Source organism: Rhodococcus sp. 27YEA6 (assembly GCF_044908235.1).
GTDB classification, from domain to species: Bacteria; Actinomycetota; Actinomycetes; order Mycobacteriales; family Mycobacteriaceae; genus Rhodococcus_F; species Rhodococcus_F qingshengii.
The window spans coordinates 121,013-139,649 of the sequence record NZ_JBIYCY010000004.1; the positions used below are offsets into that span (position 1 = coordinate 121,013).

Consider the following 18,637-nt stretch of genomic DNA (forward strand, 5'->3'; position numbering starts at 1 on the left):
AATCCATGGCCGAGGCCAGCTCAATCCGTCCGCAGTCCTCCGCAAACATCGAGCAGTGGCACTTCGAGGCTGACGTCGTCGTCGCCGGCTACGGCATTGCCGGAGTGAGTGCTTCGATCGAGGCCGCGCGAGCGGGCGCCGACGTGTTGGTGCTCGAGCGCACGAGCGGCTGGGGCGGCGCTGCGGCGCTGGCAGGCGGATTCATCTATCTGGGCGGCGGGACCCCGTTGCAGCAGGCACTCGGGTTCGAGGACTCCCCCGCCAACATGAAATCGTTCATGATGGCCGCACTCGGTCCCGGCGCCGACGAGGAGAAGATCACCGACTACTGCGAAGGCAGCGTCGAGCACTACAACTGGCTCGTCGACAACGGTGTGCCGTTCAAGGAGAGTTTCTACGGCCAACCCGGCTGGGAAACACCCTTCGACGACGGACTCATGTATTCCGGCGGCGAGAACTCGGCACCGTTCAACACGATCGCGACACCGGCCCCTCGCGGGCACGTTCCACAGATGAGCGGCAAGCGCACCGGGGAGAAGGGCGGTGGTTTCATGTTGATGAAGCCACTGATCGAGACGGCCGAAAGCCTCGGCGTACGAGCAGAATACGACATGCGAGTCCAGCGCCTGGTCGTCGACGGAGATCGAGTGGTCGGCATCATCGCCAAGCAGTACGGCAAGGAAGTGGCAGTTCGAGCACGCACGGGTGTCGTTCTGGCGACGGGAAGCTTCGCCTACAACGAAGCGATGATCCAGTCGTACGCCCCACGGCTGATCGGGCGCCCCGGTGCGGCTATCGAAGAGCACGACGGAAAGTCCATCCAGATGGCGCAGGCTCTCGGGGCCGACCTCGCGCACATGGACGCCACCGAGGTCGCATTCTTCGGCGACCCCCAGTTGATGATCCGCGGCATTCTCGTCAACGGACGCGGCCAGCGCTACGTCAACGAGGACACGTACCCGGGAAGAATCGGCCAGGAGACGCTGCTGCGCAACGAGAATCAGGCCTACCTGATCATCGACGAAGCTTCCTACGAAGAGGGCTGCGCCGCCGACAGTTCCACACCGTTCTTCAGATTCCAGCCCAAGTGGGTGGCCGAGACCGTCGAGGAACTCGAATCCGACATGGGTCTGCCGGAAGGCACCCTCCAGTCGACCGTCGAGGTCTACAACCGCCACGCCGCCCGTGGTGAGGACCCGGTACTGGGAAAGAAGAAGGAGTGGGTCAAGCCGATCGGCTCACCCGTCGCTGCGCTCGATCTTCGCAATTTCACCGCCGGATTCACGCTCGGCGGCCTGCGCACGTCGATCAACTCGGAGGTCATCCACGTCTCCGGCGAACCGATCCCGGGTTTGTTTGCCGCTGGACGCTGCACCGCCGGCGTCTGCGCTGGAGGGTACGCCTCCGGAACGTCCCTCGGTGACGGCAGCTTCTACGGGCGACGCGCCGGAGTCAGCGCTGCCAAGGGCTGAGCGTCTCTTCTCAGATGTCAGCGTCCTCGCTGCGACGTTCGAGGAACAACGTGTCACGCCACCGCCCACCCAGTTGAGCGATACGCGAGCGAGTGCCGACGACTCGGAATCCGACGGCCTGGTGCAAGGCGACGCTTGCCCGGTTCTCCGGGAAAATCGACGACTGCACTGTCCATATCTCACTGGCGTCGGCGGCTTGCACCTGTCGGCGAAGCAGCAGCTTGCCCACGCCGCGCCCGCGAGCGCCGCTACCGATGTAGATGGAGTTCTCGGCGACCCCGCGGTAGCAATCACGCGAGGACACCGGGCTGAGGCTCGCCCAGCCTTCGACGCGGCCGTCGATCTCGGCCACCCATCGATGATCGGGTAACCATTGCGCGTCGAGCTTCTCGGCGGATGGCACCGAGGTGGTGAACGTCGCGGTTCCGGTGTCGATTCCTTCGCGGTAGATCGAGCGGACGGCATCCCAGTCGCCGGATTCCATGCGGCGCACCACCACGTCATCGGGAAGAACTCCCAGTGTGTCTTCGACCGGACCACGAGCAGCCACGACGGCGGCCGCTGCCATCAGATCGGAGTATGCCGTTCCGGCAACACTGACAACCGAAGTGCCTTCACGCACCGAAGCCTCGACAAAACCGACCTCGATCAAGGCCTCGAGGTGGGCACTCAACGCCGACGGCTCGAGTGATGCGGCGTGTGCAATCGTGTCGACGTCGATCGGACCGCCGGCAGCAAGTCGGAGCACTCGCAGCCGCGTCGGATCACCCAGGCACGCAAACCTGCGCGCAAGTACGTCGGTGTCGAGGGGAGCGAGTGTTTCTGAACTCATGAGGCGACTATAACGCCGCTGACCTGCAGTTCGGTCGGCTAGGTTCGGCAAGAGCGTCCCGGAGTGAGAAACAACTCAGCCACCGACCCCAGGGTTCGCCGGCTAACGCGCACCGATCGACGCGGCAATCATCGACCACGAGTTGTGAAGATCGTCCTGCCAGTAACCCCAAGAGTGAGTGCCAGTTGCCCGGAAATCATAGGTGGCCGGGATGCCCAAGGAGTCGAGCCGCTCGGCCAAACGCTGGGTGCACTGGTTCGTCCCGGCCTCGATGACTCCACCCACGATCACCTGGTTCGCCAGAACGCCGAGGTCGCCGTTGACCATCGGTCCGCCCAGATTCTCGTGTGGGCCGGGCAGGCCCGATCCATTGCTGATGTAGAGGTCGACCCCCCGCAATCTCTCGGCGTTGACCACAGGATCGTTGGCTACCCAGCCCGGACCGCCGGGAGGACCCCACATGTTGTCCACGTTGCCGCCGCGGAATCCGACCACGAATCTCACGTAGTCCTGACCGGGTTGAGTACTCGTCTCGGCACACCCGCTGAAAGCACCGACGGCACGGTAAACGGATGGCGCCGCCTCGGCCAGGCTCAGAACCGAGGTACCTGCCATCGACAATCCGGCAACGGCATTCGTACCCGTAGTCCCGAGCGTGGCATCGACGATCGGTGGCAACTCCTGGGTGAGAAATGTGGTCCACTTGTTCAGTCCGAGAACAGGATCGGGCTTCTCCCAGTCGGTGTAGTAGCTGTAGGCACCGCCGATCGGGTTGACGACGTTGACGTTCTTGTCGCCGAAGAAGTCGACGACGTCTGTCCGTGTCTGCCACGTCGCCGTGTCCTCGCCTCCGCCGGCGCCATTGAGTAGATAGAGGGTCGGCCGGGGCGCACTCGTGTCTGCCGGCCGAATCACCTCGAGCGGAATCACCTTGTCCATCGCAGCCGAGTAGACGTACATAGTCAGCTGACGGGCGTTGATCTCCTCGACGTGATCGAGAGCTGAACCGCCTGAAGGGGATGTCGGGGCCGGGTCAGCCGAGGCCAATGCTGCTTCGCCGAACAGTCCCGTCCACGCGACGAGTGCGACGACAAGCATTGCCCGAGTACGTCCGATTCTTCTCATTGCCGCTCCTCGTGCTCGATTGCGGTGCCCGGCAACAGCTCGGTGGCGCTCGCTTCGCGGGCGTGCGGCTTGGTGGCTTGAAGTTGTCATGCCCGTTCGGAGTATCCGGAAAACATCGAGAGCACCCGGGCGAGCTCCGGTCCGATGACCGCCATGGCCGGAGGTTCGATCATCTCGTTGTGTTCGCAGCGCACGGGCACCTCCACGATCCGGCCCGTCACGAGTGGGCTCCATTCCTGCGGCGACCTGTCGCGCGGAATTGTGTCGTCTTCTCCGGATGCCAGGAAGATCAGCAGATCTCCTTCGTAGACCTGGGGAACGAACTGGTGCGTGATTCTCTGTGAAGTCTCGTACCCTCGGGCAATCCGTTCGAGGTCCCGACCGTCGACTCCCGTCTCGGGCCCGAGCCTCCGGGCCAACACGGCCGCCGCCTCGTCGAAGGTCAGATCTCGGTCGGTCTGGGGTTCGAGGCCGAGTCCTCGCAGTAGGTCTCGGACGTCGAGTTCGGCTGACGCAGGGGCATCGCCGTTGTCGGGGTAGCTGTCCATCATCGCCAGTGTGGCGACGTCGCGGCCGGACGATTGCAATTCGACGGCCATGGCGTGCGCGATGACTCCGCCGAGGGACCAACCGAGCAAGTCGTACGGCCCGTCCGGCGAAACGGCCTCCACCTCTTCGACGTAGCGATGGGCTAACTGTTCGATCGACTGATAGTCACCGTCGTCGCTGAGAGCGGGGAGCTGAAGTCCGTACACGGGTCTGTCCTCGGGCAGATACCGCACCAAGCCGGCATACCCCCAGGACAGGCCGATACCGGGGTGCACACAGAACAGCGGTCGCCCAGTCCCTTCCGTCCGCAGTGGAACAACCACGGCGAGAAGCTCTTCCATACCGGCGTCGGCTGTCGGCATGTCGAGGCGTCGAGCGATTCCAGCGGGTGTCGGGTCGAGGAACATCCACTGAAGCGGGATTCTCCGTTGGAAACGAGAGTGCAGTGCGCTGACGATTCGGGTGGCCACCAGGGAGGACCCGCCCAGGTCGAAGAAGCTGTCGGTAGTGCTCACCCGGTCGACACCCAGAACCTCGACGAACGAGTCGACCACGGCACGCTCGGTGTCGGTGACCGGCTCGCGGAACTCGGCTGCAGCCGAACCGAATTCGGGTTCCGGTAAGGCCTTTCGGTCGAGCTTGCCCACCGGTGTCATCGGAATCCGCTCGAGAAGCACCACTGCCGACGGAACCATGTGCGAGGGTAGTCGGTCGGCTGCGTACGCCCGTATCTCGTCGGTGCCGGTGGCGTCGGCAGCTGACGCACGCACGTACGACACCAGGACCGTTTCACCCGACGGTCCCGTGTGGCCGACAGTCGCGGCGAAGTCCACCGACGGATGGCGTGAGAGAACTGCATCGATTTCCCCGAGTTCGATCCGAAAACCACGGACCTTGACCTGGAAGTCGCTGCGCCCGATGTATTCGAGCGTGTGATGCACTCCATCGCCGGAGCCAACGATTTTGGCACTGTCACCGCCGGATTCACGCCAACGCACGACATCTCCGGTGCGGTACATCCGGCGCCCCGGCGATCCGTACAAGCAAGCGACAAATCGTTCCGACGTGAGCGACGCCCGATTATGGTACCCACGTGCCATACCTGGGCCGATGATGTACAACTCCCCCGGCACGCCCACCGGGACGGGCTGCAAACGCTCGTCCAGCACCAGGAAGCCGAAACCCACTGCCGGCGAGCCGATGTTCACTCCCGCACCGGGTTTCATCGAATCGCTGACACTCGCCTGCACGGTGGTTTCAGTCGGGCCGTAGCCGTTGTGCAGCCTCCGACCCGGCGCCCATTGCGCGACGACCTCCGGCGGGCAGGCCTCGCCCACCAGATCGAGAACACGGAGCGCCTCGAAACCGTTGTCACCCAACGCCGCCAGCGCCGTCGGTGTAATGGTGGCATGAGTGACCTGCTCGCGCCGGAAAACATCGGCCAATTCGGCGCCACCGTACACAGCAGGCGGAACGATCACGACTTGCGCCGAGGCGCTGAATGCCATCGTCAACTCGAAGATGGAAGCGTCGAAACTCGGCGATGCCAACTGAGAGACATGAGAGTCGTGAGTGACCTCGAACCTCTCACGAGTTTCGGCCGTGAAGCTCGCCAAACCTCGATGAGTAATGTTCACTCCCTTGGGTTTCCCGGTAGATCCCGAGGTGTAGATCAGGTAGGCCGGATGATCGAGGTTCAGTTCACCGGTTCGATCGTCATCGGTGATCGGTTCCGGCGACAGCGCGGCTACCCGCCGGGCGAAGTGTGGGTCGTCGAGTTCCAGCCAGGGAACAACGTCGGGTAGGTGAGTTCGGCTGGTCTGAACAGTCAAACCGAGCGAGGCTCGGCAATCGGCGAGCATGTATTCGACGCGCTCGCGCGGATAGGCCGGATCGACAGGCACAAAAGCCGCTCCGGCTTTGGTCACCGACCAGATCGCCACCACCGATTCGATCGAGCGAGGCATTCCCAGTGCCACGAAGGTCTCCGGGCCCACACCGCGACCGCACAATTCCCGGGCAACACGATTCGACCACTCGTCCAGGTCGCGATAACTGAGCTGCCGGTTCTCGAGCGACAGGGCCACCGAGTCAGGATCGATCGCCACGGCGTCCGCCAACAACTCAGGCCACAATTTCGGAGGTACTTCGGGGAGCCCATGCGCCGGCGTCAACTCGCGACGTTCGAGATCGCCGAGTAGGTCGATGTCACCGATCGGTACCTGCGGATTCCGGGTCACGGCCTCGAGCACACGAACGAACATGTCGGCAAAACCGCCGACCGTACCGGGGTCGAAGAGATCAGTGGCAAAGTCGACGGCTCCGCTCATCCCTCCCGGTTCACCGCGATCGTCGTACTCCTCGGCCAGAAGGAATTCCAGGTCTACCTTCACTACCTCGAGTTCAGGGTCGATCCCACGGACTTCCAGTCCCGGTAGCTTCAGAATCGGTCGTTTGTTGTTCTGGAATTCCAGCGACACCGAGGAAATCGGTGCATAGGCGCTCGACCGTTTCGGCCCGACCGCGTCCACTACCCGCTCGAAGGGCACGTCGGAATGAGCGAACGCGGCGAGGTCGACTTCGCGGCAATGCTCAACCAACTCCCGGAACGATCGAGCCGGATCCACCTGTGTGCGCAGTGCGAGCGTGCCGACGAACATGCCGACCAGATCATCGAGGGCACGATCTCCCCGGCCGGCGATCGGCGTGCCGATCACGATGTCGTCGGTGCTGCCCAAACGTGCCAGCAAGAGCGCGAGCGCTGCATGCACAGTCATGAATGCAGTGGACTCGTGCTGCCGCGACACGTTCAGAATACGGCGGTGAAGATCACTGCTGATCGAGAAGTGAATCCGCGAGCCGTGAAAACTCTGTTGCGTCGGCCGGTCTCGATCGAGCGGAAGTTCCAAGAGGTCGGGAGCACCTGACAATGCACGTCGCCAGTAAGCCAACTGCTCACTGATCACCGACCCGGGGTCGTCGACTGAGCCCAGAATCTCCCGTTGCCAGAGCGCGAAGTCGGCGTACTGGACTGGAAGCGGCGTCCACTGGGGATCCCCGCCGTACGCGTGGGCCTCGTATGCAATCATCACGTCTCGGGTCAACGGAGACATCGAGAAGCCGTCAGCCGAGATGTGGTGCACCACTACGGCAAGCACGTGTTCGCGCTCATCGATGGTGAACAACGCTGCCCGCAGGGGAATTCGTGCGGCGACGTCGAAACCGGCCGAGACCATCCGGGCAAGCTCGTCACGGAGATGATGTTCGTCGGTCACCGATGTCTCGGTCAGTTGCGGCAGCTCGGCGCTCTCGGTGGGCAGGATGTGCTGGACCGGTCCGTCACCGTGGACCGGGAACATCGTTCGCAGCGATTCGTGGCGGGCGATGACATCGGACATCGCCGATCTCAAGGCCGGTTTGTCGAGTTCACCGCTCAACCGCACCACGAGCGGAATGTTGTATGCAGGAGAACTGGTGTCGAGTTGATTGACGAACCACATCCGCTGCTGAGCAAACGACAAGGGGATGTTGTCGGGTCGGGGGCGCGGTCCCAGTCGCTCCGACCCTTCGGCAACCGACTGGCCGATCACCGTAGCCAACTCGGCCACCGTCGGCGTCTCGAACAGATCCCGCACGCCTACGGTAGCTCCGAGCACCGCCCGTAGCCTCGCCGCGACCGAAGTGGCGCTCAGAGAATTTCCACCGAGCTCGAAGAAACTGATGTCGGTACCGACTCGTTCGAGGCCGAGCACCTCGCCGAACACGTCCGACACTGCCTGTTCGACCGGGCCGACCGGGGGACGGAAATCCCCTGTGGTCGTCTCGATTTCGGGTCTTGGCAACGCCGAACGGTCGACTTTTCCGACAGCGGTCAACGGAATGTTCTCCAGCACCGTGAGAACGGCAGGCACCATGTGCGAAGGCAAGCGCCGGGCCACGGCGCGACTCAGGATCCTGGTGTCCAGTCGACCCGCCGTGGGCACGACGTACGACACGAGTCGGGTGTCTCCGGTGGGGGCGGAATCGGCAACCGTAACGGCAAAACCGACGTTGGGCTCCGACATGAGCACACTGTCGATCTCACCGAGTTCGACACGGAAGCCTCGAACCTTGACCTGGAAGTCGCTTCGCCCGACGTACTCGACACACATGTCCGCCGTCCATCGCACGATGTCGCCGGTGCGGTACATCCGCGTTCCTGGGTCAGCCGGGTTGGCAACAAAGCGATCTGCCGTCAACCCCGCCCTTCGGTGATATCCCCGTGCCACGCCTGGTCCGGCCAGGTACAGCTCGCCGGGGACCCCGACGGGAACCGCTTGAAGTCGAGTGTCGAGCACCAGTTCGCTGACGCCCCTGACGGGTCCACCGATGGTGATTGGTTCTCCGGCGGTCATCGGCGGGCTGACGTTGGACATGATCGTTGCTTCGGTCGGTCCGTACGCGTTGTACAAGCGGCGGCCAGGTGCCCAGCGAGCGACGAGGTCGGGCGGGCACGCCTCGCCCCCGAATACGACTTCCGAAAGTTGTTCCAGCCCAGCCGGGTCCACCGATGCCAATGCCGCTGTGGTGACGAACGCGTGCGTGACGGCGTGCTCTGCCAGAAGTTGCGCCAGGTCCTCGCCCCCGTAGATCCCGGGTGGAGCGATAACCATCGTCGCCCCGGCTCCGAAAGCCTGCAGATATTCGAAGAGCGACCCGTCGAAACTCGGAGTGGAGAAGTGCAGCGTGTGTGATTGTGGAGTTGCGCCGTAGCGTTCGAGCTGGTCTCGGGCGAAGTTGTCGAGCCCTCGCTGCGTGACCACGACGCCCTTGGGCACGCCGGTCGACCCCGAGGTGTAGACCACGTAGGCAGCTGAATCCAACCCGATCGGACGGAGTCGGTCGTTGTCGGTCAACGGGCTCCCCGAGAATCCCTCGCACTTCTTAGTGAAATGCGGATCGTCGATAATCAGCCACTCCGCGATATCGGGCAATCGATCTCGGCCCGCGGTGGTGGTCAATCCGAAGCTGACCTTCGAATCGATCAGCATGTGATTGATCCGCTCGTCCGGATAGTCGGGATCGATCGGCACGAACGCAGCGCCTGTCTTGGCGACGGCAAGTATCGACACCACGGACGCGAGAGAACGTGGGACACCGACCGCTACATAGTCCTCGGTTCCCAGGCCGTGCGAGACGAGCATGCGAGCAATGCGATTGGAAAGGATGTCCAGCTCACCGTAGGTCATGCTGCCGTCCGCCGATTCCACGGCCGGTGCGTTCGGATCACGCTGGGCTGCCTCGTCGAAGATCTCCGGGAAGACGCGCGACGACCCGCCGGCCGTGCCACGGACTGGCACCAATTCAGTATGTTCGGAGGCTGCGAGCACCGACACCACAGCCAAGGGACGATTCGGCTGGGTACACGCTTCGAGTACGCGCCGCAGTCGTCCGGCGATCTCTTCGATGTCGGCGGCACCGAAAACCTCGGGTATGTACTCGAATTTCAGGCGGAGCCTGGTGTCGACCGATGCTACGAGGCTGAGCGGGTAGTGGGCAGCGTCCTTGGCTTCGACATCGGTGATCCGGACCCCCGCAATATCGGCATCGGACGAAAGCCCCTGACGGTCAACGGGATACGATTCGAAGACAGTCAACGTGTCGAATCCGATCTCCGGCCCCGCGCCTACGTGGATCTCGGAAAGCCCGAGACAGTGGTGATCCGACAGCTCTGCTTGCTCGGCCTGGATCCGCGCGAGGAGTGTGCCGATACTTTCACTCGGGCGCAGCGTGATTCGGACCGGAATTGTGTTGATGAACAGCCCGACCATGGTTTCGATCCCGGTCAGCTCGGGAGGTCGACCCGACACCGTCGCTCCGAACACCACATCGTCTCTCCCGGTCAGTGCAGCAAGGACGATCCCCCACGATGCCTGAACAATCGTGTTGATCGTCAGCCCGAGTTCACGCGCCATTCCGCGAAGTGAGGTTGTGAATTCCTCGTCCAGATCGAACACCCACTCGGCCGCCATGGTGGAGAGTCGACGCGATCGAACCGCTGGAGCCAACAGCGTCGGTCCTTCGACTCCGCTCAGCGTCCTCGCCCACACAGCTCGGGAAGCTTGCTGATCGCGGCGGCTCATCCAGGTCAGATAGTCGCGATACGCGCGCGCGTGAGGCAAGGCCGCCACTTGACCGTCGGCGGCATAGAGCGTCGCCAATTCCCGGATCAGCAGGGGCATGGACCAGCCGTCCAGAAGGATGTGATGATTGGTGAGCACGAGCGTGAACTTTTCGGGGGCGAGAGCGATCAGGGTGAATCGGATCAACGGCGCCCGTGCCATGTCGAACGGGCGCGCTCGGTCCTCGGCCAGCGCTCGATCAATTTCCTGATCTGGTGCACCCGTGAGGTCGATTTCCTGCCACGGCGCTGCCACGTTGCTTCGGACCACCTGGACGGCACGGCCGTCGGCGCTGTGAAGGAAGGCGGTACGCAGGTTCTCATGCCGGCCGAGCAGCGCGTCGGCGGCGCGGCGCAGGCGCTCCGAATCGACTGCGCCGGCTAGATCGAGAGCCACTTGTACGAGGTATGCGTCGACAGATCGTTCGGCCAATTCGGCGTGGAACAACAACCCCGCTTGCAGTGGAGAGAGTGGCCAGACATCGCTCAGGTCGGGACACCGACTTTCGAGGTCGTCGATCGCCTCCTGTCTAAGATCGACCAGATCGAAGTCCGAGGGTGTGAATCCGCCGCCGCCCGCCGCGAACTCTGCGAGCCCGGCCAGTGCGTCGAGCCACCACTGCCCCAGTTGCCGAACGTCGTCCGCACCCAGAATGTCCGGTGGGAACGTCCAGCCGGCAACGAGCTGCGGACCGTCCTCGGTATCGCTGTCGACCGTCATCACGTTGACCTCGAGGACGCTGGCGAGTGGGAGATCGACGGCCGCAACCGTCCGCAGGTCCTCGTCACGGATCGGTACCCATCCCACTGAAGCGTCGGCGTAGGTTCCACCGACGCGTCCGAGGTAGTTGAAGCTGATCTGAGGCACCGGAAGTTGCGAAAGAGTGTGTGCCGTTTCGCGGTTCAGATAGCGCAGCAACCCGAAGCCGATGCCGCGGTCCGGCACCGCCCGGAGTTGTTCCTTGACAGTCTTGGCAGCGACGCCGGCAGCCGGGCCGCCGGCGAAGGCGTCACCCGGATCCACTCCGCTCAGATCGATCCGCACCGGGAAGATCGTCGTGAACCATCCCACCGTGCGAGCAAGATCTGCCCCGGGAACCACCTGTTCCTCGCGTCCGTGCCCCTCGAGACTGATCAATGTCTCCGGATTGTCGATGCCGCGGTCCATGCGCCAGCGGACCATCGCAAGTGCCAAAGCCGTCAACAATCCGTCCTCGACGCTCCCGTGAATCGCCTGCGGAACTGTCGTCGACACGGCCTCGGTCAATCCCGTGGGAACTCGTACTTCGATGTCAATGGTGGCCGAGGCGGTGTCCCTCTTCGTCAGGGCGTGCACACCCAGAGTCGGATCGGGACCCTCGAGCACCTCTCGCCAATAGTCGATCTCAGCCACCCGATCGGGCTCGCACGCGGCGTCGACGAGGCCATGTGCCCATCGACGCATCGAGGTTCCGACCGGAGCAAGTGACGGGTCGACGCCTGACTGCACCTGCGCACAGGCAAGTGCAAGATCGGGGATCAGGATTCGCCAGGAAACACCGTCCGTCACCAGATGGTGCGCTACCAGTAGCAACCGTTTCCGGCTCTGCCGGTCCTTTTGAATCTGCCCGTCGGTGTCGAGCAGGACTGCCTGCACCATCACACCTGCCTCCGGGTCGAGCCGCCCCAGAGCTGCGTCGAGTTCTGTCGAGACCGTCTCCGCGGCAGAACCCCCGAGGCTCACGTGGCGTACGACGGTCTCCGCTCGCACCGTACCTACAGGCGCAACGTCCATCCGCCGAGCGGATTCAGGATGATGCGTCGCCCGGATGCCCGCGCGGAGGATGTCGTGGTGGTCCAGCACAGCCTGCATGGCCAGTGTCAGCGTGACCTCGTCGAGCGTGGCAGGAACCGAGAGCAGAACAGATTGGGAGTACCGGCGAAAATCTCCACCACGGTCAAGCATCCATTCGACGATCGGCGTCAATTCGATCTCACCGACGCCGCCGCCAGGTAATTCGTCGACGACGACACGGTTGCCAGCCGTTCCGGCCGTCTCGGACAGCGCCGCAACAGTTTTGCGTTCGAACACCTCGCGCGGTGTGATCAGAACTCCGGCAGACCTGGCGCGCGTCACCAACTGGATGGACATGATCGAGTCACCGCCGAGAGTGAAGAACGAATCGTCGACCCCCACCTCCTCGAGTCCCAGAACTTCGGCGAACAGACTCGCAAGGATGTTTTCCGTCGCGGACGCGGGGCCACGACTTACGGTTGCCTGTCGCCCGAAGTCAGGTTCAGGCAATGCATTCCGGTCGAGCTTTCCGTTCACCGTCAGCGGCAAACCCTCGAGAACCGTCACGACAGCGGGGACCATGTGGGGCGCCAACCTCTGTGAGACATACTCGAGCACCGCCGCCGGAGAGATAGTGGCACCGGACTCCGGCACCACGTAGCCCACCAACCGGTCTCTGCGGGCTACCACCGCCGACTGAGACACGCCCACTCCGGAGAGCAGTGCAGCCTCCACCTCGCCGAGTTCGATTCGGTACCCCTTCACCTGCACCTGCAGATCGTTTCGTCCGAGGTACTCCAGCTGCCCGCTGTCGTTCCAGCGCCCCAGGTCACCGGATCGATACATACGCGCACCACTGACCGCGAGGTCGGGAATGAACCGCGCGGACGTCAGACCGAACCGGCCGAGGTATCCGCGTGAAACCTGATCACCGGAGACATACAGTTCACCCACCACACCGGGCGGCACCGGGTGCAACCGCTGATCCAACACATACACACGCAATCCGGGTAACGCCCGACCAATCACCGAGGCCGATCGTTGACGCACCAGCACACGATCGAGCGGTAAATGGCTGACGTGCACAGTGGTCTCCGTGATGCCGTACATGTTGACCAGATCTGGTGACGAAGTCCCGCGACGGGCGTACCAGCGCGTCAACTGTCCGAAGTCGAGCGCTTCTCCGCCGAAGATCACGTAGCGCAATGACAGGGCCGCACCCCCGGTAAGCCGGTCGGCTTCCGCCAATTGATAGAAGGCAGTGGGAGTTTGATTGAGCACCGTGACACGTTCGTGCCGTAGCAATTCGAGGAATGCCTCTGGTGAACGGGCCGTGAAGTAGTCGACCAGTACCAGTCGGCCACCGTGTGCGAGTGCGCCCCACATTTCCCAGACCGAGAAGTCGAATGCCTCCGAATGGAACATCGTCCACACATCGCCGCTGCCGAAGCCGAAGAGCGCTCTGGTGTTTGCCAGCAACGTCACTACGCTGCGGTGAGAAACCTGCACCCCCTTCGGGCGCCCGGTGGACCCCGAGGTGTAGATCACGTAGGCCACCGATTCGGGTCGGAGCGGTAGCAGCCGATCTCGGTCGGTCACCGCAAGCGGAGAAAACCTGTGCAGCGCATCGAGAATCACCGGGTCGTCTACCGCAATCACTGGAATCTCGCTGTCTGCGATTGCGTCACTGTCTCGTATGTAGTCGCCGTCGGCCCGGGTGGTCAACACACACTTCGGCCGGGCGTCACGCAGCACGAAGTCCACCCGGTTTACCGGAGAAGTCGAGTCCACCGGTACGTATCCGCCACCCGCCTTCACCACCGCCAGCAATGCCACCATCAGGTCGATCGAGCGGGCCATCGCGACTGCCACCAAGGTTTCCGGCCCCACCCCCTGCGCCACCAACAGTCGAGCAAGGCGGTTTGCTCGCTCGTCGAGTTCGCGGTACGTAACCGACAATCCGCCGCAGCGCACCGCCACGGCATCACCGGACGTCAGCGCCGTGCGATCGAAGAGATCCGACAACGAATCCTCGTCTGTTCCGGCGCCGGAGGGCGTGGGCGCAACCAGCAACCCGCTGAAATCGCCGGCCAGAATCATGTCGATATCACCGACGACCACCGACTGGTTCTCGGTCACGGCGCCGATCACTCTTTCGAAGCGCGCCGCGATGCGCGCCACCGACATTCGATCGAAAATATCTGTTGCATAACGGAAACCGGCGCTGATACCAGCGGGCTCACCGTGCTCGTCGACGTGCTCCATCACACTCAGTTGCAGATCGAATTTCGCAACCGCGAGATCGACGTCGAGCGAGCGAACCGTCAGTTCCGGCAAGTCGAAGCGCAGTCCCGTATCGGTCTGGAATTCGAGGAGTACCTGAAACAGAGGTGAATGCTCGGTGGAACGGTCGGGCGAGAGGTAATCCACCAACCTCTCGAAGGGGATGTCTGCATGGTCCAGAGCACCGAGATCCGTTGACCGCACCGCGGCCAACACCTCGGCAAAGGTTGCTCCGGATGAGACAGGTGTGCGAAGGACGAGCGTGTTGACGAACATCCCGACCACATCGTCGAACACCGATGCACCGCGACCTGCGACCGGAGTCCCGATCACTACGTCGTCCGCTGTAGTGAGCCGTGCCAGCAATACCGCCAGAGCCGCATGCATCACCATGAACAGAGACGAACCGTTCTGGTGTGCGAGTTCGTTCAAAGCTCGATGGATCTCGGGCGAGAAGTCCATCGAAACCACCGCGCCCTCGGCAGACCGTTTCGAGGTTCGTGGTCTATCGAGAGGGAGCGGCAAGACGTCCGGAATACCCGACAGCTTCGCTGTCCAATAATCGAATTCGGCGGAGGGCGAAGTTTCCGGACCAACGTCTGCGTCGACGATCTCACGCTGCCAGAGGGTGTAGTCGGCGTACTGAATCGGCAGCGGCACCCAGTCCGGGCTCCGACCTTGCGTGCGCGCGGTATATGCACTCATCAGGTCGCGTGCCAGTGGTGCCATCGAGAAGCCGTCTGCGGCGATGTGGTGAACAACGATCGCGAGTACATGCTGCTCCGGTCCGGTTCGGAGTAACCTCACGTGCAGCGGGAACTCTTCGGACACATCGAATCCGATGTCGAAGAACGCGTGCAAGTCCGTGAAAAGCCCCTCGCCGGGAATCGGCACGGGATGGATTCGAGGAGCAGCGACCGCGGGTTCGGCGATCACCTGGTAGGGCCCGTCTGCGGACGCAGGAAAGATCGTTCGAAGAGATTCGTGCCGTTCCACCACATCACCCAGCGCGGCTTGGAGCGCACCCGAATCCAGGAACCCGTCCAGTTGTAGTGCGACGGGGATGTTGTAGAGCGGAGACGACGTGTCGAACTGGTTGACGAACCACATCCGCGATTGCGCGAACGACAGCGGAATACGTTCTGGCCGTGCCCTACTCGTGATGGGCACACGAGTAGCTTCCTCGAGTCCAGGCTCGCCCGGCGCGGAGTCGATTGGATCTATCGAGGCCGCCAGGTCCGCGACCACGGGGGCGTCGAACAGTGCATTGACCCCCATATTGGTGTGCAATGCGGCGTTGATGCGGGCGATGACTCGAGTGGCGCTGAGGGAATCCCCGCCGAGTTCGAAGAAACTGTCGTCGGCACCCACCTGGTCGAGACCGAGAACGTCGGCAACAGCACGGGCGATTCCGATTTCGGCAGGAGTGGCGGGAGTCCGAAACGCAGCGCTCGCAAAATCAGTGTCCGGGAGGGCTTTACGGTCCAACTTCCCATGCACCGTCACCGGAAACTCCCCCAACACCACCACCACCGACGGCACCATGAACCCCGGAAGAGACCTCCGCACCCCCTCCAACACCACCACCTCATCGACCACCACCCCAACCTCACCCACCACAAACCCCACCAAAAAATCCCCACCCACACCCGACCGCAACACCACCACCGCACCAGCCACCCCCACCTGAGCAGCCAACACCGCCTCCACCTCACCCAACTCCACCCGCTGCCCCCGCACCTTCACCTGAAAATCCGTGCGCCCCACAAACTCCAACACCCCACCACACCCCCACCGCACCACATCACCCGTCCGATACACCCGAGCACCCACCACCCCCGACACCGGATCCGCCACAAACCGACCCACCGTCAAATCCACACGACCCTCATACCCCCGAGCCACCTGCACCCCACCCACATACAACTCCCCCACCACACCCACCGGAACCGGCCGCAACCGCGAATCCAACACCAACACACGCGTATTCCACACCGGCCGACCAATCGGAACACCCACCCCCACAACACCCTCCACCACATGAAACGTCACATCCACCGACGCCTCCGTCGGCCCGTACAAATTCACCAACTCCGCACCACACACCCCCGCAAACCGCCCCGCCAACACCGACGACAACCCCTCACCCGACACAAACACCCGACGCAAACCCGAACACCCCACCCCCAACTCCCCCACGCTCAACTCCCCCACGAACACCTCCAACATCGACGGCACAAAATGCACCACCGACACCCCCCACCGCTCGATCACACCCACCAAATACACCGGATCACGATGCCCACCCGGATCCGCCACCACCAACCGCGCACCCACCATCAACGGCCAAAACAACTCCCACACCGACACATCGAACGACACCGGCGTCTTCTGCAACACCACATCCCCCACACCCAACGGAAACTCCCCCTGCATCCACAACAACCGATTCACCACCCCCGCATGCGACACCACCACCCCCTTCGGACGACCCGTCGACCCCGACGTGAACATCACATACACCGCATGCTCAGGCAACAACACCCCCAACCGATCCCCCACCCCCACCGGACCACCCGAAAACCCCGAAACATCAACACAACCCACATCAACAAACCCCACCCCCACCGGCAAACACCCACCATCACCAACCCGCGACAACACCACCACCGGATCCACCACACCCACCACAAACCCCACCCGCTCCACCGGCGCACCCACATCCACCGGAACGAACACCCCACCAGCCCGCACCACCGCAAACACCGCCACCAACAACTCCACCGACCGCGACAACGCCACACACACCCGCGACTCCGGACCCACCCCCAACGAAATCAACAACCGCGCAAAACGATTCACCCGAACATCGAACTCACCCCACGACAACACCACCCCACCACACACCAACCCCCCACCACCCACACCAGCAAACCGCCCATCCAACACATCCACCAACGTCAAACCCCCCACCACAACCCCCACACCATCCCAACCACCCACCACCAACCCACGCTCGGGCGCGCCCAAAATTTCCGTATCCCCTACTGGCACTGTTGGATCCGACACGACCGACCGGAGGAGGCGGACGAAACGCTCGCCGAACTCGGCGACTGTGGTGCGCTCGAAGATATCGGAGGCATAGGCGAAGGCGGCATCGAAACCCATGGGGACGCCGTCTTTGCCACGCTGCTCGGAGAGCGACAGTTGCAAGTCGAATTTGGCGACACCGACGTCGACTGGAACAACATCGACATCCAGTCCGGGTAGTTCGAGGTGGGGATCTGCGGTGTTCTGGAATTCCAACAGAACCTGGAAGAGCGGTGAGCGAGATGACGAACGCTCCGGCGCAACTGCATCGACGACTCGCTCGAACGGCACCTCGGCTTGTCCGAACGCTGCCAGATCGACTTCGCGAGTTCGTGTAAGGATCTCCTCGAAAGTCGCGGCGGTGTCAACGGTGATTCGCAGGACGACCGTGTTGACGAACATCCCGACCAGATCGTCGAGGACTTGCTCGGCGCGCCCTCCTACCGGAGTCCCGATCGCTATGTCCGGCGAGGCGCTCAGCCGTGCCAACAGAACCGCCAGCACTGCGTGCATCACCATGAACGGTGTCGTGTTGTGATTCCGAGCGAGTTCGAGGAGTTCACTGTGCACGTCTGCGGGCACCGAGAATCGGACCGATTCACCGCGCATGGATCGTTCCGCCGGTCTCGGTCGATCCAGCGGAAGGTCGATCACGTCAGGTAGACCGGCCAGGGTGGACGTCCAGTAGTCCAACTGCTTCGCCTCGAGCGTGTCCGGATCGTCGTTACTGCCGAGCAGTTCGATCAGCCATTGGCTGTAGTCGGCGTACTGCACATGCAAAGGCGACCAGTCCGGTGCCCGTTTCGCAGCCCGCGCCGCGTAGGCGCGGGTCAGGTCGCGGGCCAGCGGCTCGAGGGATGCTCCGTCCGCCGAAATATGGTGAACCACCAGCGCAAGGACATGATCGTCCGGCGTGACCCGAAAAAGGGAGCCGCGCAGGGGCACGTTCGCGCTCACGTCGAACCCCTCGCGAGCGAGACCGGCGATGCGCCTGTCCAAGGCTTCCTCGTCCACGGATACTTCCCACGCGATCTTCGACGTCACGCGTTCCGAAGGCACTACTACCTGATGGGGGCCGTCGACCGACGCCGGGTAGACGGTACGGAGCGATTCATGCCGATCGACAACATCTCCCACCGCGCGCTGCATCGCAGCGACATCCAAGGCACCTGACAGTCGGACCACCATCGGAATGTTGTAGGCCGGGGACGACGTGTCGAACTGATTGACGAACCACAGGCGTCGTTGTGCCACAGACACCGGAATCTTGTCCCTGTACGAATGTGCCTGCAGGATTGGACGCTTCGAACGCGTGCGATCAACGCGGGATGACGTCGCATCCCGCACGTGAC

General features: G+C 63.0%; 4 protein-coding genes. 1 reads left to right on the plus strand and 3 read right to left on the minus strand.

Annotated elements, in window-relative coordinates; translation table 11 throughout:
• Positions 1–5: 5 nt before the first annotated feature.
• Complete coding sequence (locus ABH939_RS13270) at positions 6–1,472, plus strand: FAD-dependent oxidoreductase (RefSeq protein ID WP_050656861.1); 1,467 nt, start codon at positions 6–8, stop codon at positions 1,470–1,472.
• A 10-nt stretch (positions 1,473–1,482) separates the two neighbouring features.
• On the opposite strand, the gene ABH939_RS13275 is transcribed toward ABH939_RS13270, so the two are convergent.
• The 3 genes from ABH939_RS13275 to ABH939_RS13285 all read right to left on the minus strand — a co-directional run bounded on the left by ABH939_RS13275 (position 1,483) and on the right by ABH939_RS13285 (position 18,632).
• On the minus strand, positions 1,483–2,304 hold the full coding sequence (locus tag ABH939_RS13275) for a GNAT family N-acetyltransferase (protein ID WP_003944042.1): 822 nt from the start codon (positions 2,302–2,304) through the stop codon (positions 1,483–1,485).
• A gap of 102 nt (positions 2,305–2,406) precedes the next feature.
• Complete coding sequence (locus ABH939_RS13280; RefSeq protein WP_003944025.1) at positions 2,407–3,429, minus strand: alpha/beta hydrolase family protein; 1,023 nt, start codon at positions 3,427–3,429, stop codon at positions 2,407–2,409.
• A gap of 86 nt (positions 3,430–3,515) precedes the next feature.
• On the minus strand, positions 3,516–18,632 hold the full coding sequence (locus ABH939_RS13285; protein ID WP_404649753.1) for an amino acid adenylation domain-containing protein: 15,117 nt from the start codon (positions 18,630–18,632) through the stop codon (positions 3,516–3,518).
• Positions 18,633–18,637 lie beyond the last annotated feature (5 nt).